Source organism: Bacillus nitroreducens (assembly GCF_964021195.1).
Genome location: NZ_CAXHYI020000003.1, coordinates 13,999 through 35,155, shown reverse-complemented (window position 1 = coordinate 35,155; position 21,157 = coordinate 13,999). Strand labels below are relative to the sequence as shown.

At 36.5% G+C, this 21,157-nt stretch carries 24 protein-coding genes; 18 read left to right on the top strand and 6 right to left on the bottom strand.

The window, feature by feature from the left end:
- Positions 1–6 precede the first annotated feature (6 nt).
- The 7 genes from ACWPVE_RS04030 (at position 7) to ACWPVE_RS04000 (ending at position 8,335) form a co-directional block, all read left to right on the top strand.
- Positions 7–696 carry a response regulator transcription factor gene (locus ACWPVE_RS04030; protein ID WP_453997345.1) on the top strand — a complete coding sequence of 230 codons (690 nt, stop codon included), beginning with the start codon at positions 7–9 and terminating at the stop codon, positions 694–696.
- Between the two features lies 1 nt (position 697).
- Positions 698–1,702: a HAMP domain-containing sensor histidine kinase gene (locus tag ACWPVE_RS04025; protein WP_453990934.1), complete on the top strand. Its 1,005-nt coding sequence runs from the start codon at positions 698–700 to the stop codon at positions 1,700–1,702.
- 126 nt (positions 1,703–1,828) lie between these two features.
- On the top strand, positions 1,829–2,512 hold the full coding sequence (locus tag ACWPVE_RS04020) for an ABC transporter ATP-binding protein (RefSeq protein WP_453990932.1): 684 nt from the start codon (positions 1,829–1,831) through the stop codon (positions 2,510–2,512).
- A complete protein-coding gene (locus tag ACWPVE_RS04015; RefSeq protein ID WP_453990930.1) occupies positions 2,509–5,097 on the top strand; it encodes an ABC transporter permease in 2,589 nt (862 codons plus the stop codon). Before ACWPVE_RS04020 ends, ACWPVE_RS04015 begins: the two co-directional genes overlap by 4 nt.
- A 183-nt stretch (positions 5,098–5,280) precedes the next feature.
- Positions 5,281–6,549: a mechanosensitive ion channel family protein gene (locus tag ACWPVE_RS04010; RefSeq protein ID WP_453990928.1), complete on the top strand. Its 1,269-nt coding sequence runs from the start codon at positions 5,281–5,283 to the stop codon at positions 6,547–6,549.
- Positions 6,550–6,638: 89 nt separating this feature from the next.
- On the top strand, positions 6,639–7,529 hold the full coding sequence (locus ACWPVE_RS04005; protein ID WP_453990926.1) for a DMT family transporter: 891 nt from the start codon (positions 6,639–6,641) through the stop codon (positions 7,527–7,529).
- 71 nt (positions 7,530–7,600) lie between these two features.
- Positions 7,601–8,335 carry a pirin family protein gene (locus ACWPVE_RS04000; protein ID WP_453990924.1) on the top strand — a complete coding sequence of 245 codons (735 nt, stop codon included), beginning with the start codon at positions 7,601–7,603 and terminating at the stop codon, positions 8,333–8,335.
- A gap of 76 nt (positions 8,336–8,411) precedes the next feature.
- Here ACWPVE_RS04000 and ACWPVE_RS03995 read toward each other — a convergent pair whose 3' ends face one another.
- Positions 8,412–9,335 (bottom strand): DsbA family protein, encoded by a 924-nt coding sequence (locus ACWPVE_RS03995; RefSeq protein ID WP_453990922.1) that lies wholly within the window; start codon positions 9,333–9,335, stop codon positions 8,412–8,414.
- A 158-nt stretch (positions 9,336–9,493) separates the two neighbouring features.
- On the opposite strand from ACWPVE_RS03995, the gene ACWPVE_RS03990 reads away from it, so the two are divergent.
- The 10 genes from ACWPVE_RS03990 to ACWPVE_RS03945 all read left to right on the top strand — a co-directional run bounded on the left by ACWPVE_RS03990 (position 9,494) and on the right by ACWPVE_RS03945 (position 17,496).
- Complete coding sequence (locus ACWPVE_RS03990) at positions 9,494–10,054, top strand: TetR/AcrR family transcriptional regulator (protein WP_453990920.1); 561 nt, start codon at positions 9,494–9,496, stop codon at positions 10,052–10,054.
- A 100-nt stretch (positions 10,055–10,154) separates the two neighbouring features.
- On the top strand, positions 10,155–10,379 hold the full coding sequence (locus ACWPVE_RS03985; protein WP_453990918.1) for a DUF378 domain-containing protein: 225 nt from the start codon (positions 10,155–10,157) through the stop codon (positions 10,377–10,379).
- 698 nt (positions 10,380–11,077) lie between these two features.
- Positions 11,078–12,403 (top strand): group II intron reverse transcriptase/maturase, encoded by a 1,326-nt coding sequence (gene ltrA, locus ACWPVE_RS03980; RefSeq protein WP_453990916.1) that lies wholly within the window; start codon positions 11,078–11,080, stop codon positions 12,401–12,403.
- A gap of 186 nt (positions 12,404–12,589) precedes the next feature.
- Entirely contained in the window at positions 12,590–13,645 is a 1,056-nt protein-coding gene (locus ACWPVE_RS03975) for a C45 family autoproteolytic acyltransferase/hydolase (protein ID WP_453990914.1), read from the top strand.
- A gap of 119 nt (positions 13,646–13,764) precedes the next feature.
- A complete protein-coding gene (locus ACWPVE_RS03970; RefSeq protein WP_453990912.1) occupies positions 13,765–14,970 on the top strand; it encodes an SEC-C metal-binding domain-containing protein in 1,206 nt (401 codons plus the stop codon).
- A gap of 418 nt (positions 14,971–15,388) precedes the next feature.
- Positions 15,389–16,105, top strand: a complete 717-nt coding sequence (locus tag ACWPVE_RS03965) for a 3-ketoacyl-ACP reductase (protein ID WP_453990910.1) — start codon at positions 15,389–15,391, stop codon at positions 16,103–16,105.
- 60 nt (positions 16,106–16,165) lie between these two features.
- Positions 16,166–16,396, top strand: coding sequence for an LLM class flavin-dependent oxidoreductase (locus ACWPVE_RS03960; RefSeq protein WP_453990908.1), 231 nt, complete (start codon positions 16,166–16,168; stop codon positions 16,394–16,396).
- Positions 16,369–16,497, top strand: coding sequence for an LLM class flavin-dependent oxidoreductase (locus ACWPVE_RS03955; protein WP_453990906.1), 129 nt, complete (start codon positions 16,369–16,371; stop codon positions 16,495–16,497). Before ACWPVE_RS03960 ends, ACWPVE_RS03955 begins: the two co-directional genes overlap by 28 nt.
- 43 nt (positions 16,498–16,540) lie before the next feature.
- Positions 16,541–16,783, top strand: coding sequence for a hypothetical protein (locus tag ACWPVE_RS03950; RefSeq protein WP_453990904.1), 243 nt, complete (start codon positions 16,541–16,543; stop codon positions 16,781–16,783).
- A gap of 281 nt (positions 16,784–17,064) precedes the next feature.
- Complete coding sequence (locus ACWPVE_RS03945; protein WP_453990902.1) at positions 17,065–17,496, top strand: DUF892 family protein; 432 nt, start codon at positions 17,065–17,067, stop codon at positions 17,494–17,496.
- A 91-nt stretch (positions 17,497–17,587) separates the two neighbouring features.
- Here ACWPVE_RS03945 and ACWPVE_RS03940 read toward each other — a convergent pair whose 3' ends face one another.
- The 4 genes from ACWPVE_RS03940 to ACWPVE_RS03925 form a co-directional block, all read right to left on the bottom strand.
- Entirely contained in the window at positions 17,588–17,953 is a 366-nt protein-coding gene (locus tag ACWPVE_RS03940) for a carboxymuconolactone decarboxylase family protein (RefSeq protein WP_453990900.1), read from the bottom strand.
- A gap of 23 nt (positions 17,954–17,976) precedes the next feature.
- Positions 17,977–18,120 (bottom strand): hypothetical protein, encoded by a 144-nt coding sequence (locus tag ACWPVE_RS03935; RefSeq protein WP_453990898.1) that lies wholly within the window; start codon positions 18,118–18,120, stop codon positions 17,977–17,979.
- Between the two features lie 88 nt (positions 18,121–18,208).
- Positions 18,209–19,237, bottom strand: coding sequence for a spore photoproduct lyase (gene splB / locus ACWPVE_RS03930; protein WP_453990896.1), 1,029 nt, complete (start codon positions 19,235–19,237; stop codon positions 18,209–18,211).
- Complete coding sequence (locus ACWPVE_RS03925) at positions 19,234–19,482, bottom strand: transcriptional regulator SplA domain-containing protein (protein ID WP_453990894.1); 249 nt, start codon at positions 19,480–19,482, stop codon at positions 19,234–19,236. Before ACWPVE_RS03925 ends, splB begins: the two co-directional genes overlap by 4 nt.
- Before the next feature lie 178 nt (positions 19,483–19,660).
- On the opposite strand from ACWPVE_RS03925, the gene ACWPVE_RS03920 reads away from it, so the two are divergent.
- Entirely contained in the window at positions 19,661–20,086 is a 426-nt protein-coding gene (locus tag ACWPVE_RS03920) for a YugN family protein (protein ID WP_453990892.1), read from the top strand.
- A gap of 82 nt (positions 20,087–20,168) precedes the next feature.
- On the opposite strand, the gene uvsE is transcribed toward ACWPVE_RS03920, so the two are convergent.
- Positions 20,169–21,134: a UV DNA damage repair endonuclease UvsE gene (gene uvsE, locus ACWPVE_RS03915; protein WP_453990890.1), complete on the bottom strand. Its 966-nt coding sequence runs from the start codon at positions 21,132–21,134 to the stop codon at positions 20,169–20,171.
- Between the last annotated feature and the right edge of the window lie 23 nt (positions 21,135–21,157).

Here is a 21,157-nt window from a genome sequence, read left to right as displayed (position 1 = left end):
AATATAATGAGGATTATGATTGTTGAAGATGATCGGACGATTGCATCTGGGCTGGATTATTCATTAAAGCAGGATGATTACGATACAGTTGTTTGTCATGATGCTGAGAGTGCAACGAAAGTAATTTCTGAAAAGTGGACTGAAGTTGATTTATTTTTATTTGATTTATCTTTACCCGATGGAAGTGGCTATGAGTTATGTGAGTTAGTAAAGAAGCTGGGGGATAAACCAGTTATATTCTTAACGGCTTTAGATGACGAAGTAAATGTGGTTATGGGGCTTGATATGGGAGCAGATGACTATATTACGAAGCCTTTTCGAATTCGTGAGTTACTATCGCGGATTAAATCCGTATTTCGGAGATATCACAAGCAAACTACAATTCAGCCAAAAAACGTAATCGATATTGATAATATACGAATAAACACGCTAGAAGGTAAGGTTTATAAGAATGGGGAGGAAGTACTCTTGACCTCATTAGAGTACCGTTTATTCCTAATTTTTGCTAATCATATCGGACAAGTCCTGACGCGAACACAACTGCTTGATCGAATCTGGGATGTAGCGGGTGATTTTGTAAATGATAATACATTAACTGTCTATATCAAGAGATTGCGAGAAAAGCTTGAGGATGAGCCACAAAGCCCAAAAATCATCAAAACAATCCGTGGAATGGGCTATAAGGTTGGTGATTAGTTTGGTTCGAAATCGGGAAATCCAAATCTACCTTCTTTCCCTCATTACGATATCATTGATTGCAACAGTCATAGCCTATTTTTTATTTTTTGGAAAAGTTGCACTACTTGTCTTCATAACAATGATGCTATTTATAGTCTGTAGTTTGGTTTTTACGAGATGGCGATATCGAGAAATTGAAAAGCTTTCAGACTATCTACGTAAGATAGCAAGTGGTGATTATAGTTTAGATGTACGGGATAATCATGAAGGTGAGTTAAGTATATTAAAGAGTGAGATTTATAAAGTGACGTTAAAATTATCAGAGCATAGCGCAGTTTTGCAACAGGATAAAATGAAACTTACGAATGCGATCTCTGATATTTCACATCAATTAAAAACACCACTCACTTCCATGATGGTAATGGCAGACCTATTGGGGGACGCAAAACTAGACGATACAAAACGAGCAGAATTCACAAATAACATACGTGTTCAACTAGAAAGAATTGAGTGGCTTGTTTCATCTTTGTTAAAACTTTCAAAAATAGATGCTGGAACAGTGACTTTTAAAAAAGACACCGTTTATGTTTCTGAACTAATAGAACGTGTGGTTCATCCTGTTTTAGTTCCGATCGATATCAAGCAGCAAAGTTTGGTTGTCAGTGGAGATAAAGAGGTATCTTTTATTGGTGACTTCAATTGGACTGCTGAAGCACTTATAAATATATTGAAAAACTGTGTTGAACACACTCCAGAAAAAGGAAAAATCTCGATTTTATATACTGAAAACACCTTATACACCGAGATTATGATTGAAGATAATGGTAAAGGAATCGCAAAAGAAGACCTTCCATATATTTTTAAGAGATTTTATAAGGGGAAAAATGCAAGTGAAGACAGTGTAGGGATCGGCCTTGCAATGGCCCACAGCATTATTAAGAACCAACAAGGGGATATTGAAGTGAAAAGTAAAAAAGGAGAAGGGACTAGGTTTATTATTAAATTTTATAAACAGGTCATCTAATGGGCTTGATACATAGGGAGAAGTCACTTTTCTTAGAATGTGAATAAATTGTCACTTTAGTAGTCACTTTAGAGTCATCTTAGACAGATATACTGAATTCAACATCGAAATTATGGAGGTATACGAATGAATATTTTACAAATAGAAAATCTGTCTAAGGTCTACGGAAAAGGTGAGACAGCAGTTAAGGCACTTGATAATGTGTCCTTTTCAATAAAAAAGGGAGAATTTGTAGCCATTATAGGTCCATCTGGTTCGGGGAAATCAACCCTCTTACATCTGCTTGGAGGAGTAGATCGACCAACTAGCGGTAAGGTACTAATTGATAATACTGATATTTATGATCTAAATGAAACAGAATTAGCGATCTTTAGAAGAAGGCAAATTGGATTAATCTATCAGTTTTACAATCTTATTCCGATTTTAACAGTTGAAGAGAACATCACTCTGCCTATGTTGTTGGATGAACACAAGGTAGATCCGAAGCAATTACATGATATTGTAAAAACTCTAGGGTTAGAGAATCGTTTAAACCATCTACCTAATCAGCTTTCTGGTGGTCAGCAGCAGAGGGTATCGATAGGGCGTGCACTAATTAGCAACCCTGCAATCATGTTAGCTGATGAACCAACTGGAAATTTGGATAGTAAAAACAGTAGCGAAATTATTGAGTTGTTAAAAATGTTCAATAAAACCTATAACCAGACTCTAGTTGTCATTACACATGATGAGCGAATAGCCCTTCAAGCTGACCGTGTTATATCGATTGAGGATGGACGGATTGCAAAGGACGAGGTGATCCGTCCATGAACATTATAAACAAACTGACGATTCGTCATCTTAAAGAGAACAAACGAAGAACACTGGTAACGATCATTGGGGTTATCATCTCAGTTGCCATGATTACTGCAGTTGCGACTCTAGGAGTTTCGTTTTTAAACTTGATAATTCGTGACCATATTGCGAGTAATGGAGAATGGCACGTTAAATATAATGAAGTTAACGCAGAACAAATAGAGGCAATTGAAAAAGATAGCCAAACGAAGCGTTTAGTTCTAACGAAGGACCTTGGCTATTCAAAACTTGAGGGATCTGAAAATAAGAGTAAACCCTATTTGTTTTTTAAAGAATATAATACAGCAGGGTTTAAGCAATTTCCAATTGAGTTAGCAGAAGGAAGATTACCATTAACAAAAAATGAGGTTGTGATTTCTGAAGAAATTGCTACGAATGGTAAGGTGAAATATAACATTGGTGATGAATTAACCGTTGAGATTGGCAACAGATTATTTGTAGGGGAGGAAAAATATTTAGGTCAGAACTATCCCCTACAATTTGATGAAGATGGAGCAGCGGAAGAACTTAAGGTCGAGTCAATGGAGACGTTCACCATTGTTGGTACTATTAAACGACCAACGTGGGAACCAGCTTGGTCACCAGGCTATACGGTTATAAAATACGTTGATGAAAAAGCCGTAGATGCTACTCATACAGTGGATGCACTAGTGGCGTTAGAAAAAGTGAATGGATCAATTTATGAACATGCAAAAGCGATAGCAGAAGAGAATGAAATCAATTCTGTTTCTTTTAATGATGATTTATTACGTTATTATGGAGTTACTGATAACGATGACCTACGAAAGACATTGTTTTCTCTAGCTGGAATTGTGATGATGGTTATCATTATTGGCTCGGTCGCGCTAATTTACAATGCTTTTGCTATCAGTGTATCTGAACGCTCTAGACACTTAGGAATGTTATCAAGCGTAGGAGCAACAAAAAAACAAAAGCGAAACTCAGTCTTTTTTGAGGGTGCAGTGATTGGCGCCATTAGTATCCCAATAGGTATCTTGTCAGGGATAGCTGGTATAGGAGTTACTTTCTACTTCGTAAATTCCTTTCTCACCAATGCTTTAAATGTTTCCGAGAAGCTAATTGTTATTGTCACACCAGTTTCGATTATCGTAGCGTGTGTCATTTCGATTGTCACAATATTTATTTCCACCTTTATTCCTGCAAAAAGAGCATCTAAGGTCTCTGCAATTGATGCGATCCGTCAAACACAGGATATCAAATTAACGAGTAAAGCAGTAAAAACGTCAAAACTGGTACGGAAGCTTTTTGGAATGGAAGCAGAAATTGGATTAAAGAACTTAAAAAGGAATAAGAAAAGATATCAAGCGACAGTTTTCTCACTTGTCATAAGTATTGTCCTCTTTTTAACGGTTTCTTATTTTACAGAGAATCTTACTAAATCACTGGAATTGACTCAGGATAATATTAGTTATGATATCCAAGTGATTGGTAGTCATTTAGAAAAAGAGGATTTACAGTCTTTAACTTCTCTTTCGTATGTAACAGATTCAACAATCGTTGATATCGTGACTTTAAGTGCAATGATTGAGAAAGATAAATTACCGAATGTTTTAAAAGAACAAGTTGAAAATGATCCATCCTTACTTCAAGATGGGAAATATAATTATTTTGTAAGGTTATATGCGTTAGATAATAAAAGCTTTCAAAGGTATATTGAAAAAATCGGTATGGAAGCTACACCATTTGAAAATAAAGACCAATATACTGCCGTCCTTATTGATTACATTTCCTATCAAGATTATGGGACAGGAAAATTTATTGAAACTAAATCCATCCATTCAAATGTAGGGGAGACACTCGATCTATATACCATGTTTTATGATGATGAAGAACAACAGATGGTAAATAAAATGACGATTGGAGCTCTAACTGAACAGGTTCCGATGGGAGTTAACACGAGTAGTGCTGGTGGGATCGATCTGATTGTTTCGGAGGATGTATTGAATCATTTTGTCTCAAACAATGAGAAACTTAAAAGTGAAATTCAAACTGAATTATACATGAATTCATCAAATCCAATGGGGACGCAAGATGAATTAGATAAAGTCACAGATTCGAATACTCATGTATATAATGTCGTCCAGAGAAGACAGGAACAAGAGAATTTAATCATGCTTATGTCTGTGTTTACGTATGGGTTCATTACATTAATTTCACTCATTTCGATTGCAAATATTTTTAATACGATCTCAACAAGTATTTCACTGCGAAAACGAGAGTTTGCGATGTTACGTTCAGTGGGAATGACCCCTAAAGGATTTAACAAGATGATTAATTATGAGAGTATCTTTTACGGTGTAAATGCCTTGTTATATGGTCTCCCAATTAGTTTGATCGTTATGTATTTAATTTATTTGTCACTTGGAAATACGTTTGAATATGGGTTTAGTCTTCCATGGCTCAGCATCGTATTTGTAATCTTTATCATTTTTATCATCGTTGGTGCAGCCATGATGTATTCGATACAAAAAATCAAGAAAGAAAACATAATAGATGGATTGAAACAGGAGAGTATTTAACTAATCCTCCTTATTCAAAAAGGCTTGGCCAATAATAGTGGTCAGGTCTTTTTTGGATAAAATAAGAATACGTTGAAAAAGGTGTTTTTTAAGGAGTGCGGTCAATTATTTGGTATAATGATTACTATCTCGCTAAACATGCATGTTATATTCAAGACAATATATACATAGTGGAGGGGAAGTATGAAAGTCATAAAAAAATATTTATTAGAGTATGGATTGGATCCAACTTTGGTGAATTATCTGTCTGTCATCATTATGATTCTTTTTATAGCACTCATCTGTATTGTTGCTAACTTTATTACGAAAAAGATTATCATTAAAATCATTACTAGAATTGTGACAAAGTCAAAATATACCTGGGATAACATGCTTTTAGAAAGGCAGGTTTTTCGAAGACTCTCACATATTGTTCCAGCGATCATTATACATAAATTCGCATCAACTTTTTCGTCATACGAGGATTTAATTATTATGGGTGCGAATGTATATATAATCATTGTGTCCCTATGGGTTATTAGTAGCTTATTAAATGCTTTAAATGATATTTATCAATTGTATGAGATTTCAAAGACTAGGCCTATTAAAGGATATATTCAGGTTGTGAAAATTATAGTGATCACACTTGGAGTTATCTTGATTATTTCAAATCTAATGGGGAAAAGTCCGCTTATACTATTAAGTGGGATTGGTGCATTATCTGCTGTTTTCATGCTTGTCTTTAAAGATTCATTATTAGGTCTCGTTGCAGGTATACAGTTGACTTCCAACGATATGGTTCGGGTTGGTGACTGGATTGAAATGCCTAAATATGGGGCGGATGGTGACATTATCGATATCTCTTTAAATACAGTAAAGGTCCAAAACTGGGATAAAACAATCACGTCAATTCCAAGTTATGCTCTCATATCTGATTCATTTATTAATTGGAGAGGGATGCAAAACTCTGGGGGACGTAGGATCAAACGCTCATTATTTATCGATAAAACAAGTATTACTTTTTGTACAGAAGAAATGATTGAGAAATTTAAAAATATCCACTACCTTACGGATTATATTACGAAACGAGAACATGAAATTGAAGAATACAATGAAAAAAATGATATTAATCGTAGCAATCCTGTAAACGGAAGAGCCCTAACCAATATTGGAGTATTCAGGGCGTATATTAGTAATTATATTCAAAATCACCCTGGTATTAATAAGGAAATGACCTTAATGGTTCGGCAGCTAGCGCCAACAGAGCATGGCTTGCCACTTGAAATTTATGCATTTACAAATGATGTAAGATGGGCTGTGTATGAGACGACTCAGGCAGATATATTTGATCATTTATTTGCAGTTGCCCAGGAGTTTGGACTTCGCCTTTTCCAAAATCCATCGGGGCATGATCTAAAAACATTGGTCTCAGAAACAAAAGAAGAAGGAAAGATTCGTAGTACAGATAATTAAAAACATGTAGGCAGGGAAGGACAGTTACATTAGCCAACTATCAATTGGATGATGTATCTGTCCTTCATGTGTAACGAGGAGAAGAAACAATGAAAGCAAAATTAATTTTTATCGTGGTCATGCTGACCTTTGGTAGTATCGGCTTGTTCGTGAGGAATATTGAGCTATCTTCGAGTGAAATTGCTTTGTTTCGAGGAGCGGTTGGGAGTTTATTTCTAATAGGTGCTAGCTTTCTAGTTAAACAGAAATTTTCATTTAAAATATCAAAACGAAATTTAGTTTTACTCATATTATCAGGTGCTGCGTTGGGATTTAACTGGATTTTTTTATTTGAATCTTATCGCTACACAACTATTTCAAATGCCACGCTTAGCTATTATTTTGCCCCAATATTTGTTATGATTTTGGCGCCATTTTTACTGAAAGAAAAGTGGACATGGATGAAAGGACTTAGCATTGCTCTCGCCTTTTTAGGGTTCCTATTAGTTGTAAATCCAGGTTCTGAATCATCAATTGGGATATATAATCATCCAGTAGGAATCATGTATGGTATAATGGCAGCTGCTTTTTATGCAAGTGTGATTTTGATGAATAAATTTATCAAAGACCTATCAGATTTAAATACAACAATCATGCAACTAATGACTGCTTCGATTGTGTTGTTACCATACATGATCCTGACGCAAAACTTGAATTACTCAGGGCTTAGTCTACGTTCAATTAGTCTATTGCTTATAGTGGGGATTGTACATACTGGTTTTGCTTATCTTTTATATTTCTCTGTATTGAAAAAATTAAAAGGACAGACAATCGCAATCCTGAGCTATATCGACCCAATTTCCGCCGTAATATTGGCCGCGATTATTTTGAACGAGAGTATGAACTTCGTACAAATTCTAGGTGGGATCTTAATCTTAGGCTCCACTTTCATTAGTGAAATGAATTGGAAAATATTTCGAAGACCACTAAAGAGCATGTAATCAATCAAAATGAATATGTAGCTGCTATCTATGGTAGGATTTTACAAAATAAGATATAAGGTGGCTTTTTCATGTTACGTAAACTTTCTGCAGACAAGCATAGGCAGCCATTTAAGGGGCCATTTTCAATCACTCGGATTCAGCCAGGTGATATTTTATCAGAGAACGACGATGTTGCATTCGGACCTTTAAGTATAATTGACCACGCGGTAATGAAAAAAGGATTAACGATTAAAATGCATGAGCATGTAAATGATGAGATACTGAGCTATGTTTGGCATGGAACTATGCATCATAAAGACTCGAATCATTTGGAAGTAGCTTTGTCCCCAGGTAACTTAATGATGATGAATGCAGGAAAAAGCTTTTGGCATGAGGAGAAAGTGAAACATGAGTTTGTCGAGATGCTTCAAATCTTTGTACGACCATGGCAAACAGATCTAGATCCAATGATTCAATTCCATGAAAAGCCAATTCAAAATCAAGACTGGTATTTGATGGTAGGGACAAAAGGAAGTCAGGCTCCATTGACGATTCGACAAAATGTCTTTATTTTTGATGCACATCCAAGACAAGGAGAGCAATTAGATATCCCAATCTTATCAGGTATGCAACCATTTATATATATATTAGATGGTGAGCTTGCAATCGGGGAATTACAAATTCAAAAGATGGAAGCTGTAACGGATTTAGAGAATCCGATTCAAACTGTAACAGCTGTAACAGATACAACAGTTGTCTTGTTCTTTGTTGATATGAATGCACCAGTTTCCCTGATGGGCACGATAAGTGGAAAACACGACTAGTAGTGGAGAGGGAGAAGTTCCAATGTACTAAGCATTTAATGAGAAGGGGGATAGCGTACTATCCCCATGTCCCTAATTATTTTTTTGTAAAATATTTTTCACCAAGAAGTTCTTTTTGTTCATAAGACCCTGGAGTTAATTGTGTTTCGATAAAGGACTGTAATTCAGTTGGTTCTAGGTCATACATTACCTCAATTTCTTTTGCAAAGAGTATTTCTTTTTCAAGTAATTTAGCTAGTGCAGGTTGTTGCTTGGCTTGTGGTTTTTCTTCGACAGTTATTTTTGATAGTCCGTTCACATAATACTCCAATGAACGACTTCCAACAATTTTGACACCCTTATTTTCTTTGTTCACCATAATAATAGTCGGAAATCCTCTAGCACCAAGTTTTGCTGCTAGCGCAAAATCTTCGTTTAATAATTGTTGCCCGATATCAGATTCAGCTTCGTTTACGATTGCTTCCCCATTAAGCCCTAAATGATTAACATTTTCAATCATCACAGATTTTTCTGCAATGTTTTTGTTGAATGCAAAGAGTTCCTCTCTCGCATAGCGTAAATATTCATTTGCTTTTTCATCACCATGGTGTTTTTGAATAACCTTGTATACACGTGATGGTGGGTAGGAAGATTGAACTGGATTGTCAATCATCAATGAACCATCAATTGGCATACGTGAATATTCTCCAACTTCTCTCCAGTGACCAGCAACATCTGCTGGTCCAAAGATTCCATTAGCCGGATCAACTGGCCCACCATGCCACTTTTCAAGTAAACCACCCAAGACAGTGTGGAAATTGAAATAATGTCCATACTGTTCTTTGAAACGACGGAAAGTTGGCTCAAGTGCCCAGCAATGGGAGCAGATTGGGTCTGTTACATAATATAAATCAATTGTCTTTTTCGGTTCGTTTAAATCAATTAGTTCCATTTCCTCGTCTCCTCCGACTCCACAGGTACCTGTTTCTAAATCACACATCAGATTATTGTTGTTTGTCATGTTCATACCCTCCACTTTATTGTTTAATAGTGCTACTTGATTGCTTTGTACTTTCATTTTAGTGGATAATAGAATGCATAGATACCGATAGTTCACTCGATATGTTGGATATCCAACATATCTGAAAAATTGTTGGAAAAGTGGGAGGAAGAAATGAAATGACACAAGAGAAAACTGACCCCCGAGTTCTACGCACACGAAAGTTAATTATGGATTCTTTTATTGAACTTTCCGCTAAAAAGGAATTTAAGGACATTACAATAAAAGACATCACGACGGAAGCGATGATTAATCGCGCAACATTTTATTATCATTTTGAAGATATTTATGACCTATTGGAGAAAGTATTATCAGAAGTTTTATTAATTAATTTAAATAGTGAAACCTATCAACAAAGTGAATGTAATGAAGAAACATTTGTTGGTATTTTTAAGGCGATCACGAATTTCCAATTATCTCTATCCAATCGTTGTCATCGTGGGTATGAGGATACAATTGCCAGAATTATTCGAGATCAACTTGAAGTTATTTTTTATAAAATGTTAAAGAAAAAGTTTCCAAAAGATGATGAAAATAATCTAAAGATTCCTGCTGTTATGTTAAGTTGGGGAATGTATGGGGCTTCTGTCGAGTGGAAAAGGAACCCAGATGCCTTAAGTCCAGAGAATATGATTAAATCCGTCATACCTTACCTGAAGTCTTGTAGTGTGATTGGATAATAACCATTGATAGGTCTAACCCCTATTATTAAATAAATGTATAATTTTTTCCTTAATTGAAAAACCTAATATTACTAAAATTAAAAGGAGCGATAACAACATGAATGGATTACAACGTTTAGCGCTAGCTTTAGTAATTATTGGTGCAATTAATTGGGGTCTTATCGGTCTATTCCAATTTGATTTAGTAGCTTCAATCTTTGGAGGGCAGGATTCATTTCTGTCTAGGATTATCTATAGTTTAGTGGGATTAAGTGGATTATATAGTCTTATGCTCCTCTTTAAACCTGACAGAGAAACTGTACCAGAGACTAGCAGAACGTAAGTATTAAATGATGCAAACTATTAGACCAAGCCATAAGGTTTGGTCTATTGTGCGCTTGGCAGCGCATCGGACTAACAGGTGAAAGTCCTGAACACACCGTAGTGGCGGAAGTGTATAGCTGACAAGTAGTGCATTGCCGTGAGGCAATGTGCAGAGGACTTGAAGGCAAAACCTGGAACAGGTGACAATCTAACCATGTTGGCTGGCAGAGTCGGATAACCCTGCAAAAGAAGGGAGTGTCCAAAGCCACAAGAGGGCTCTGTTAGTTAAGAGGACTGGATTCAGGTGAAAGCCCGATGACGTGACCCAAGGAGGTCTCATCGTTTCCGAAATACGGTAACCCTTATTCAAGTCCGTGATGGATAAGATAAGATTATGAATGGTGAGAAGTCAGAGCAGGGGATAGTAGTGAAGAAGCTTACCGGAAAGGTCGCAATGGTGAGTGACTTAATACAAGTTATTAAGAGGAGCCTTAACCCAAAAGGTAGGGACTCTATGCGAAGCCCGTCTGTCCATGGAAGAAAAAAACCGAGTTATCTTAGAATACGTCATGTCCATACAGAAACCGATAGGACAAATCCATAGAATCGGGGTCGAACAGAAGGGTAGACCGTATGGGGGCGCAGTACTTTGTGGACCTGTTGATATTGCGGAAATTGGGCTAGTCAATCATCAGACTGAAAGGAAAGATACGGAACATGAACGGAAAAGAAGGCAAACAAGGTTTTCGTGAGGGAGTAAGGATTCCACAAAAGAGAAAGTGGTATAGTCTTATAGATAAAATATGGGCAATGCCAAACATGGAGGAAGCCTTTAAAGAGGTTAAAAGAAATCGAGGTGCCGCAGGGATAGATGGAGTAACAATTAAGGCTTTTGAATTTGGTGTGGAGGATAATGTACAAATCCTTCAACGTGAATTACGAGATAAGACATATAAGCCGAGACCAGTGAAACGAGTATATATTCCAAAGGCTGATGGTTCAAAAAGACCTCTAGGTATCCCAACCGTGAGAGACCGAATAGTACAGGCTTCTGTACGCAGAATAATAGAGCCAATCTTTGAAGCTAAATTTCTTGATTGTAGTTTTGGTTTTCGACCGAACCGAAGTGCACATATGGCATTGGATAAAATCCGAAAGGATTTATTGGATGGTTATGTGTATGTAATTGATGCAGACCTAAAATCATACTTCGACACAATTCCACATGACAAACTAATGTCACTGGTTAGAGAAGAAATAGTGGATGGAAGTGTCATTGGACTACTTGAGAGTTTCCTCCAAGCAGGAATCATGGAAGGTGGAAGTTTCCACTTAAATGAAAAAGGTACTCCGCAAGGTGGTGTTATTAGTCCGCTTCTTGCGAACATATACTTGCATCCGTTAGATGAATTAATGACGGAGCGTGGACATCGCATTACGAGATATGCAGACGACTTCGTCATCTGTTGTAAATCACAAAAGGGTGCAGAAAGAGTACTTAAATCCGTTACTCGATTTCTTGAACAAAAACTCGGTTTAACTGTACATCCTGAAAAGACTAAGATTGTTGATAATATGAAAGAATCCTTTGTATTCTTAGGATATGAATTTAAACAAGGTTATTGGGTTAAGCCGTCAGAAAAATCGATAAAGAAATTTAAGAATAAGGTAAAGGAAATTACAAAGCGAAATCAAACAATAAACATGGAGAAGCTAATTAAAGAGAAACTTAATCCATACCTGCGTGGCTGGGCTAACTACTTCGGATACTGGCATTCCAAGACTCTATTTACGGAGTTTGACAAGTGGATTCGGAGGAGACTACGGTCCGTTCAATTGAGGAGCTGGCGAAAGATAAGAAAATTGCACAGAGAACTACGAAGAAGAAAGTGGAAAGGAGAACTTCCACAGTTGCGCATGTATGCTTGGAGAAGTTCTATGTCTACCCCAGTGCATGTAGCACTTCCAAATGAATGGTTTAAAGAAATTGGTCTCATATCTTTAGTGGATATTTACAATGAACATCATCCCCAACGGGGATAATCATGGAGGAGCCGTATGCGATGACCCGCACGTACGGATCTGTGAGAGGCGCATGAATAAATTCATGCGCCTACTCTATTTTACGTTTAGGAGGCTAAAAGTGAGAAGAAAAAGTATAACGTTAAGAAATAGATATACTAGATAAATTGATGAATGATAAATTCTTCGCCTAGGAGGAACTTGGTTATGAAAAGGATATTTGCAGATGTGATTCAATTTCGGGGAAGTCACTATGATTTTGGGTATGTACAAGGTAACCTGCTAAAGGATTCCTTTTTAGTAAAAAATCGTGAACAGCAATGGAAAGTAAGAAAGCCTTTATTTCGCATAGATATTGATGAGACGAAACAAGTTTATGAGCGTTTGGCTCCATATATTTGGGAGGAGTTCTTGGGTCTTCAAGACGCTTTGGGATGGTCAATGGAAAAGGTCCTAACGGAGTTTGGCGGTTACAGGGTGAATATTAATCCATCAGGTTGTTCGATTTTAGTTGGGAAAAATTACATGATCCGTAATTATGATTATCATCCTAAGACCTATGATGGACGTTTCGTGGCTTTTCAACCAACAGATGGTGGGAATGCAAGTCTTGGATTGACGCAAAAAATTACTGGTAGATCTGATGGGATGAATGAGAAGGGATTAGTGATGGGGTATACCTTTATGAATCGTCGACGTCCTGGGAAAGGATTCGTTTGTCATATGATCGGGAGACTGATTCTTGAATTATGCGCAAATGTAGACGAGGCTGTCACTTTATTGAAAGAAATTCCACATCGAGGTTCGTTTAGTTATGTTTTATTTGATGCTAAAAGTGAAGTGTCCTCTATTGTAGAAACGTCACCACGGAGAGTAGAAATACGGAAAGGAAATACATGCACGAACCATTTTAAAATCTTAACAGAAGAAAATCGCAAGATACTAGATGATTCGAACAAGAGATTACAGGCAATTGAAGGAAAAGAAAATGTAATTGGGTATGAGGCGTTTCGGCTATTGAATGATACGAGTGGAGGAGTATTCTCTAAGCTTTATGGGAGCTGGGCAGGTACTATTCATACCTCTGCTTATTTTCCAAAACAACTTGAAGCATGGTGTGCACTTGGCGGTGACCAAGAACCTACCATCTTTAACTTTTCTGAGTGGTTAAATGGAACTGATTTTCCCCTTACAAGAATCGAAGGCGAAGTGGATACAGATATACCATTTGTGAATATGGAAAAGGCAGATTGGTTTAAATAACCATAGGTCATTTTCTTGTCACTGGAATCCTTAGAGAACGGAATCGGACCTAACTCCACCCTTTTTTGTCAAATCGTCTTATTCTTTGTATAATGTATAAGATAGTGGAGGTTTAGAGAATGAATGTCAAAAGTAGTAAACAACTAGAAAATACATTAAGACAAGCTTTAGTAAGAGTAAGACAAGATACAAAGCAGCGGGAAGAAAAACTAGATAAGAAATTTTGGAGCGAAATGACGATTCCTTTTAGCCTAGGTGAGGGGTTAAATACTTATACGAAATCTGAATTAGATGCTATAAGAAGGTACCTAGAAATAAAGAATGCTAGTAGTTTAAAGAAAGCTGAGCTCATTGCTTTATTCCAAGAAGAAATCCCTGGGCTTATCAAACGTGTTGCTTTAAAATGGGATGATGAACGTTTTTCATTGCTCGTTAAAATGGCTCGTAATGGTGGGTATATCCATTCACCTGAGATGGATAATGCCCAGATAAAGTATTTACGAGATACTGGTTTTATTTTTACTGGTGTTTTAAATGGTAAAAGGGTACTAGCCCTTCCAGAAGAACTAAATAATGAAATGTTAACTTTAGAAGACGATCTAAAACTTAGAAGTATTATTAAAAGAAATACTGATTGGATAAAGTTAACAAGCGGTCTTTTATATTACTATGGTACTTTATCTGTAAAAAAAATTACGGAAATGCTAGAAGAATACACAAAAGTACCGTTACATTTTGGTGATTACCATCATGTAATTCAAGAGGCAGTTTCCTTTCATAAGCAGATTGTCATTGATGATAATGGTTTCTCGAATCGAAGAGTGTTTGATTCGAATAGAGTGAAACACGAACATGAAGTAAGGAAAAATATACCATTTTATCCTTTTACAAAAGAACAGCTGATGGAAGCTAGTGATCCTGATTTTATAGATCGAAATCGACATGCTACACAGTTAGTCAACTTTATAAAGCAAAACTTCGATGCAGAGAAACTAGATGTGGATAAAATTGTTGAAGAATGTGTGTACGCAACTAGAAATGGTCAAAATTTGAATGAAGTTATCCAGTATTTAAGTCGCATATTTATATTTGATCGTGAGGAACTACTTGGTAATCTAGTAGATAAAGTCGTTCAACTGATGAACAATACAAGAGAATGGAATTTAAAAGGACACACTTCAATAGAACTTCGGAACTTATATGAAAAGCCGTCGAAGTCAGCTGAAGCATCTATTAAACCATTAATCAACAAAGCAAAGGTAGGAAGAAATGAACCTTGCCCTTGCGGAAGTGGGAAAAAATATAAAAAATGTTGTGGAAGATAGGAGACATATAGGTAAATCCTGCTACCTGTATTTATTTGTAGTGACGTGATGTCTTCTGTAACTATAACCTAAAGAGGTGCCAAGTTAGAACTGGCATCTCTTTTTTTTGTTTAGGAATCTTTAAAATCCAATCTTGTGAATCCTTCTTTAATTAGACAATACATATCTCTTGAAAACAACTAGCCCACCACTGGACTAGCCAATTCGTCAAGAAGGTCAATGAACACATTGTAGAAAATCGTCTTGGCTTTCCACACTTTGCATGGGTTGAGGAAGTCTCATGAGCTCATCACTTTCAAGGCGCTTGTGCATTTATTATTAATCGGAATAATTCCTTTTTAACAAGACGTGTGATAGGAATTTTTCCAGTGAGGTATGCTATATTTGGAATAAGAAGGGATAGAAAGGGTGAAGAGGAGTGCAATCGTTAATAGGGAAAAATGCAATTATTACAGGTGGTAGTCGTGGAATTGGACGTGCAACTGCGTTGGCGCTCGCAAAAGAAGGGGTGAAACTTGGACTAATCGCTAGAAGTGAGGAAAGCTTTGAGAGGGTTCGGAAAGAATTAACTGAATTAGGAGCAACATTTGTAACAATTCCAGCTGACGTCTCAAATGAAGTAGAAATTCAGACTGCGATAAAAGAGATCGAGAATAAGCTTGGTGGAATAGATATTTTAATTAATAATGCAGCAGTAAGGGCTTATGGTTCTTTCCTAGATATTACAACTGAAGATTGGAAAAAAGTTATTGATACAAACATTATGGGCATTGTGTATGCAACTAAAGCAGTGCTCCCAGGAATGATTGAGAGAAATCATGGTGACATTGTCAACATTTCTTCTATGTCTGGGGTAAATGGAACGGAAGGAACAAGTGCTTATAGTGCTTCTAAATTTGCCGTAATTGGTCTAAGTGAATCTCTCATGCAAGAAGTTCGTCGTCACAACATTCGTGTAACTGTCCTGAATCCAAGCCGAGTAGATACGGAATCTACACTTGGACAGGGCAAACAAGGAGATCCTACAAAATTTACACAAGCAGAGGATCTAGCTGAATACATGACTAGTCTTCTTAAACTTGAGCAACGTACGTTTATTAAAACATCCCAAATCTGGGGAACCAATCCTTTTTAAGAAGCTTCAATTATAGTGAAACTGAACGACTTTTATATACAAAAAAAGGAGACGAAAAAAATGAGATTAAGTGTTCTTGACCAAGCCCCAATTACAAAAGGGAATTCTTCTGCAGATGCTTTAAAAAAAGCAGAGGAACTCGCAATCCTTGCTGAAGATCTAGGTTATCACCGAATGTGGATGGCTGAGCATCACGGGACTGGTTCAATGCAAGTTCAGCCCCTGAGATTTCTGTTGCTCACTTGGCGGCGAAAACAAAGAGAATGCGAATTGGAACAGGTGGAGTCATGATGATGCATTACTCTCCACTGAAGTTGGCAGAGGTGTTCAAAACCTTAAGTTCATATTCACCAGGTAGAATTGACTTTGGCGTTGGACGGGCACCAGTATGAGACCAATACGCTATTTATGCATTATCTAAAAGGACGTCAACCAATGGTCGACAATATGTACGAAAAATTTGATCTTGCCTTACAATTAATAAAAGATGAGGTACCAGAGCATCCGCTTTATAAACATACAATTGCAACACCCTTAGGTTCAGCTAAAGCAATTGCTGAACAACTGCGTCAAGAGCAGGAGGAATATGGTTTTAATGAGGCAATGATTTGTAGTATCCCTCATTCACAGGAAAAACGATTGAACGTCTACAAGTTGTTGGCAAAGGAATTACTATAGAAGTAAGAAGGCACCATCCCAAGAAAAGAGAAGGGTGGTGCCATTTTTAACTCCACTCAACTTAAATATTCATTTTTATATTAGTTTAGAGAATTAAAGATAGACATCTTAAATGGAGAACGATGCATAAAAACTCATAAATTCCTTGATAATATATAAATAAAGACTCTTTTCTTAGAGATTGTTACAAATCGATAAAACCTGAGAACAGCCCAAATAAAGTATGTTAATTAAATTAAAGCTATAAAATAGACAAAAGAAAAAAGGACATGTGGGAGAATATGAAAAATAAAGATATTGTGATCGAGGAACTGAATACATTATTAAGAGGTACATATATGGGTATTCGTGCCTTTGAACATCATATTCAAAAACTAGACGATCCTGAATTAAAGCAGAAGTTCCAAACCATGCAACAAGAGACAAAGCAAAATGCTCAAAGAATTGCTGAACGGATCCAAAATCTTAACGGAGTTCCTGCAGATAACGAAGGGATATCAGGAAGATTGCATAGTTCTATGCACAAAATGATGCTATCCAATGATACAGAAGAAATTATGCAAGATGCTTTAAATGGCCTAGAGAAGTACGGTGTTGAGTATTCTGAGGAACTCGTAAAAGGAGACCTAGATCCAGAGAGTAGGAAAATAGCTGAAGACGTTATAGATACAAGTCGTAGACATGCAGAGCAGTTACGAAACTTGAATAAATAAACGTATGAAAAGCACACTTTTAATTGAAAGTGTGCTTTTTTAATAAAAGAAGACAGTCCATTTTGAGACTGCCTTTGTAGAAAAAAAAGCATTATTGTTTTAGTTGGTTTAATTCTTCGATGCATTCTTGGACAAGTGTTACAGCCTGACTCATGGCTGCTCCACCACCAAAAGCTGCGGTAACACCTACAGTTTCAAGAATCTCTTCTTCCGAACAGCCTTGGTCTAAACAGCCTTTTGTGTGATAGATGATGCAATACTCATCTTGAGAATATAGGCTGATACCTAGTGCAATTAACTGTTTTTGCTTTTGGGATAATGCCCCCTCTTTAAAGCATTCTTGAGTAAATGCGTGATATTGTTCCGCTAATTTTGGCATTTTTTGTGTGAAAATACCTATCCCAGTTTTGTAGTCAAGAAGTGCGGCTTCTGTTGAATTTCTTGCTTCAAATTCCATTGTACGCCTCCTCTCTTTTCTAGTTAGCTTCTTCTTGCATTTGGATCAACGCTATTTCCTCCATAATCTGGAACGTGACTAGCGTGTTTTTCATGATACCTTGATCCAGAACCTACAGCTGTGTTTTTTTGTTGTTTTTCATTAAGATTTCCTTTTTGTTTAGGCATTATTTTCACCTCTTTTGTTTTGAATATACGAAGGACAGGTTCATTGTTTTAGAGTAGAACCATTTGTCCACCGTATTGTTACCCTGATTTATGTGAAGTATTCTAACTTAGCTTCTGGAAAAAATTTTTCCATATAGTTATAGAGATGTTTTTTTATATCTTCTTCTTCCTCTTTTTGATAAATATACTTTCCAATCCCATATTTGCCCCATTTATATCTTCTTTTTTCTTCATCTAATTCCAATTTCGTCATGGGGTAATTCTTTTCGATGACCCTCTTAGCAGGTTTTGTAAAACGGTGTTGAATGAATTCAAAGGTTAAGTCCTTTTTAGCTTCTGCTGGTAATTCCGCTTCTAGACGTTCAAACATCTTATAATACCCATCTTCCCAACCTTCATGAAGGTAGATAGGAGCAATAATGAAGCCTAGAGGATACCCAGCCCTTGCAACCTTACCTGCTGCTTCAATCCTTTTCTTTAAAGGAGATGTTCCAGGTTCAAAGTTTTTTACAATATAATCGGCATTCATGCTGAAGCGGAATCTTGTTTTTCCATTATGTTTCGCGTCTAATAAGTGATCAACATGATGAAATTTTGTGACAAAACGTAGTTTTCCGTGCTCTGATTCACCAAAGTGTTCAATTGCTCTCTTAAGTGTATGTGTGAGATGATCAATTCCAACGATGTCCGACGTACAGGCTGCTTCAAATCTTGTGATTTCTGGTGCCCGTTCCTCCATATACTTATCGGCGGCATCCAGAATTTCATCGACATTTACGTATGTACGAATGTATGGTTTTGACCCCATAGTTGTTTGGAGGTAACAATAATGACAATGTCCCATGCAGCCAGTTGCAAATGGAATTGCATATTCCGCAGAAGGTTTTGAGGTATCAAATTTTAATGTTTTTCGTACCCCAACTACAAGTGTTGATTTCGCAACACGGTACTTCTGGAAATCATTGTCACCTGGTAAGTTCCTTACCTGATTGTGTGATGTGGTATATCGGATTTCAACATCCATTTTTTCGAATTTTTCGAGCAGCTGTTTTCCTAACGGGTAATCTAATGCTTTTGGTTCAAAGTAGATAAGCTTTGGATTAAATGGCTTATTCATTCCAATGTCCCTTCTGAAACCTCACCATAATAATACTGGTAGGCTTGGTTTGCTTCTTCTTCTGAGGAATAGATAGCGATTTCGTCTGATAATGGATAATACGTTTCATACAGAAATAACGCTAATTCATCTGGTTTTTCAGGATTATTTACAACAGCTGCAGCTTGGATATTGGCTACATCTTGAGTATGGGGATTACGATAAAAAACATAAACGATATCTCCGGGTTGATACATTTTTTCCATAACATCACCTTTTAAAATTATTGTGAAGCATAAAAATCCTCTTCTATATTTTTGCAATCTGGTCAAGAGTTATGTCTTCTTGTTTTTGGAAAAAGAATAGATAAGGTGTATTCATGTATGTTCCTGTCCATTTTTGAAAATAATACCAATAGGACCATAATAGTTGAGGTGAAAAATAGTGATACCATTAAATTCAGTAATTGAGGGGAAAAAAGCAAACTTTGGTGCAGTACGTGATATTTTTGATTCTCACGGGTGTAGTTTCTGTAGTAATTTTGAGTATGATCAAGGTAAATTTGATGCTGTATTATGGCGTGAAAATGGAGAAACCATCTATTTGCGAGTCCCTTTCTTTGTAGTAGATGGAATGTTAGATCATTCAAGTGCTCAAATTCAATTTGGAACGCCATACATCATTAAACATATCGTGAATTTTGGATTAGATTACGATCAAAACTCATTCGTAACCGCAACAACTGGATTAGACCAATTCCAAACACCACTTGATAAAGACGGTCATATTTCTGATAAAAGCAGATGGGAACAGGCTGGTATTGAAACGGTTGAACAAATCTATAACTCCATAAAAGAATTAGTCTCCTAAAATAAAAAAAGGACGAAGGGTATCCGTGTAAACAGTGCCCTCGTTCTTTTTTTATGATTGGATTGTGAAATAGTTCAAGTGTTTATCTCATATAGAATGAGGAACCATCAATCATTTCAATATCATCTCTTTTTTTGATTTCCTCTATTAGAGTGAATAGAGCAGCATCTTTTTTCTTTGCCTCAATCATACAGTCAATTTGCGAAGTGCTGCCCTTTATTTCGTTTAAAAATGTAAAGAACATATCTACATCAACGTAGTCAGAATGATGACGAAAGGCGTCTTTACTTTTAGGGCTTGAAATATGCATTTTTATTGGTAGTGGAGAATGACTCCACGTGTTTAAAATTCGTACCCAATGAACTTCCCAATTAGGATTTTGATGATGGGCCAGATGGTGGTGATAATCAAATACAAGTGGAATACCTAATTTTTCACATAAGTAAAGAGTATCTTCAAGAGTAAAGGATGTATCATCATTTTCAAGCATTAACATTTTTTGGATTTTAACTGGGACTTCCATCCAATTGGTAATAAATCGCTCTAACGAAATATCTGTTTCTTTATAATTTCCGCCGACATGCATGACGCAGCGATGAATGGGGGGAAGTCCCATTGCCTTTAGTAAGAGATAATGGAGTTTTAATGTACGTATTGAATTCTTTAAAATTTCCGCTTTAGGTGAATTGATAAGAACAAAATGATCAGGATGAAAATCCACCCGCATTTCATGGCGTGCTACAAAATCTCCAATTTCACGCAGACTTTTCTTTAAAGGTTTTAAATAATTCCAATCTAGAAGTTCTTCATGATTGGCTAAAGGGATTAGACGTGAGGTGAATCTATAAAAATGAATGCCAGATGCGGCATTATGCTTTAATAGTCGAAGTGTATTGTGTAAATTTGAAAGGGCGATTCGCTCTAATTTGCGCAATGCCGCCTGCCTGTCCTCAATTTTTTTGAATTGAGCAAATGTCATTGTTTGTGAGGGGGATGCATTACTAAGTTCCATACTCATTGCGACATAACCAAGCCGTACAATTGTCATCTGTGTTTCACCTCGTTTGTATT

Bases quoted from the DNA above. Each gene is read 5' to 3' on its own strand.
- ACWPVE_RS03955 (WP_453990906.1), top strand. From the start codon at position 16,369: ATGCGAATTGGAACAGGTGGAGTCATGATGATGCATTACTCTCCACTG.
- ACWPVE_RS04020 (WP_453990932.1), top strand. From the start codon at position 1,829: ATGAATATTTTACAAATAGAAAATCTGTCTAAGGTCTACGGAAAAGGT.
- ACWPVE_RS03960 (WP_453990908.1), top strand. From the start codon at position 16,166: ATGAGATTAAGTGTTCTTGACCAAGCCCCAATTACAAAAGGGAATTCT.
- ACWPVE_RS04005 (WP_453990926.1), top strand. From the start codon at position 6,639: ATGAAAGCAAAATTAATTTTTATCGTGGTCATGCTGACCTTTGGTAGT.
- ACWPVE_RS03945 (WP_453990902.1), top strand. From the start codon at position 17,065: ATGAAAAATAAAGATATTGTGATCGAGGAACTGAATACATTATTAAGA.
- ACWPVE_RS03990 (WP_453990920.1), top strand. From the start codon at position 9,494: ATGACACAAGAGAAAACTGACCCCCGAGTTCTACGCACACGAAAGTTA.
- ACWPVE_RS03975 (WP_453990914.1), top strand. From the start codon at position 12,590: ATGAAAAGGATATTTGCAGATGTGATTCAATTTCGGGGAAGTCACTAT.
- ACWPVE_RS03995 (WP_453990922.1), bottom strand. From the start codon at position 9,335: ATGACAAACAACAATAATCTGATGTGTGATTTAGAAACAGGTACCTGT.
- ACWPVE_RS04010 (WP_453990928.1), top strand. From the start codon at position 5,281: ATGAAAGTCATAAAAAAATATTTATTAGAGTATGGATTGGATCCAACT.
- splB (WP_453990896.1), bottom strand. From the start codon at position 19,237: ATGAATAAGCCATTTAATCCAAAGCTTATCTACTTTGAACCAAAAGCA.
- ACWPVE_RS03925 (WP_453990894.1), bottom strand. From the start codon at position 19,482: ATGGAAAAAATGTATCAACCCGGAGATATCGTTTATGTTTTTTATCGT.
- ltrA (WP_453990916.1), top strand. From the start codon at position 11,078: ATGAACGGAAAAGAAGGCAAACAAGGTTTTCGTGAGGGAGTAAGGATT.
- ACWPVE_RS04000 (WP_453990924.1), top strand. From the start codon at position 7,601: ATGTTACGTAAACTTTCTGCAGACAAGCATAGGCAGCCATTTAAGGGG.
- ACWPVE_RS04030 (WP_453997345.1), top strand. From the start codon at position 7: ATGAGGATTATGATTGTTGAAGATGATCGGACGATTGCATCTGGGCTG.
- ACWPVE_RS03970 (WP_453990912.1), top strand. From the start codon at position 13,765: ATGAATGTCAAAAGTAGTAAACAACTAGAAAATACATTAAGACAAGCT.
- ACWPVE_RS03940 (WP_453990900.1), bottom strand. From the start codon at position 17,953: ATGGAATTTGAAGCAAGAAATTCAACAGAAGCCGCACTTCTTGACTAC.
- ACWPVE_RS03950 (WP_453990904.1), top strand. From the start codon at position 16,541: ATGGTCGACAATATGTACGAAAAATTTGATCTTGCCTTACAATTAATA.
- ACWPVE_RS04015 (WP_453990930.1), top strand. From the start codon at position 2,509: ATGAACATTATAAACAAACTGACGATTCGTCATCTTAAAGAGAACAAA.
- ACWPVE_RS03985 (WP_453990918.1), top strand. From the start codon at position 10,155: ATGAATGGATTACAACGTTTAGCGCTAGCTTTAGTAATTATTGGTGCA.
- ACWPVE_RS03935 (WP_453990898.1), bottom strand. From the start codon at position 18,120: ATGCCTAAACAAAAAGGAAATCTTAATGAAAAACAACAAAAAAACACA.
- uvsE (WP_453990890.1), bottom strand. From the start codon at position 21,134: ATGACAATTGTACGGCTTGGTTATGTCGCAATGAGTATGGAACTTAGT.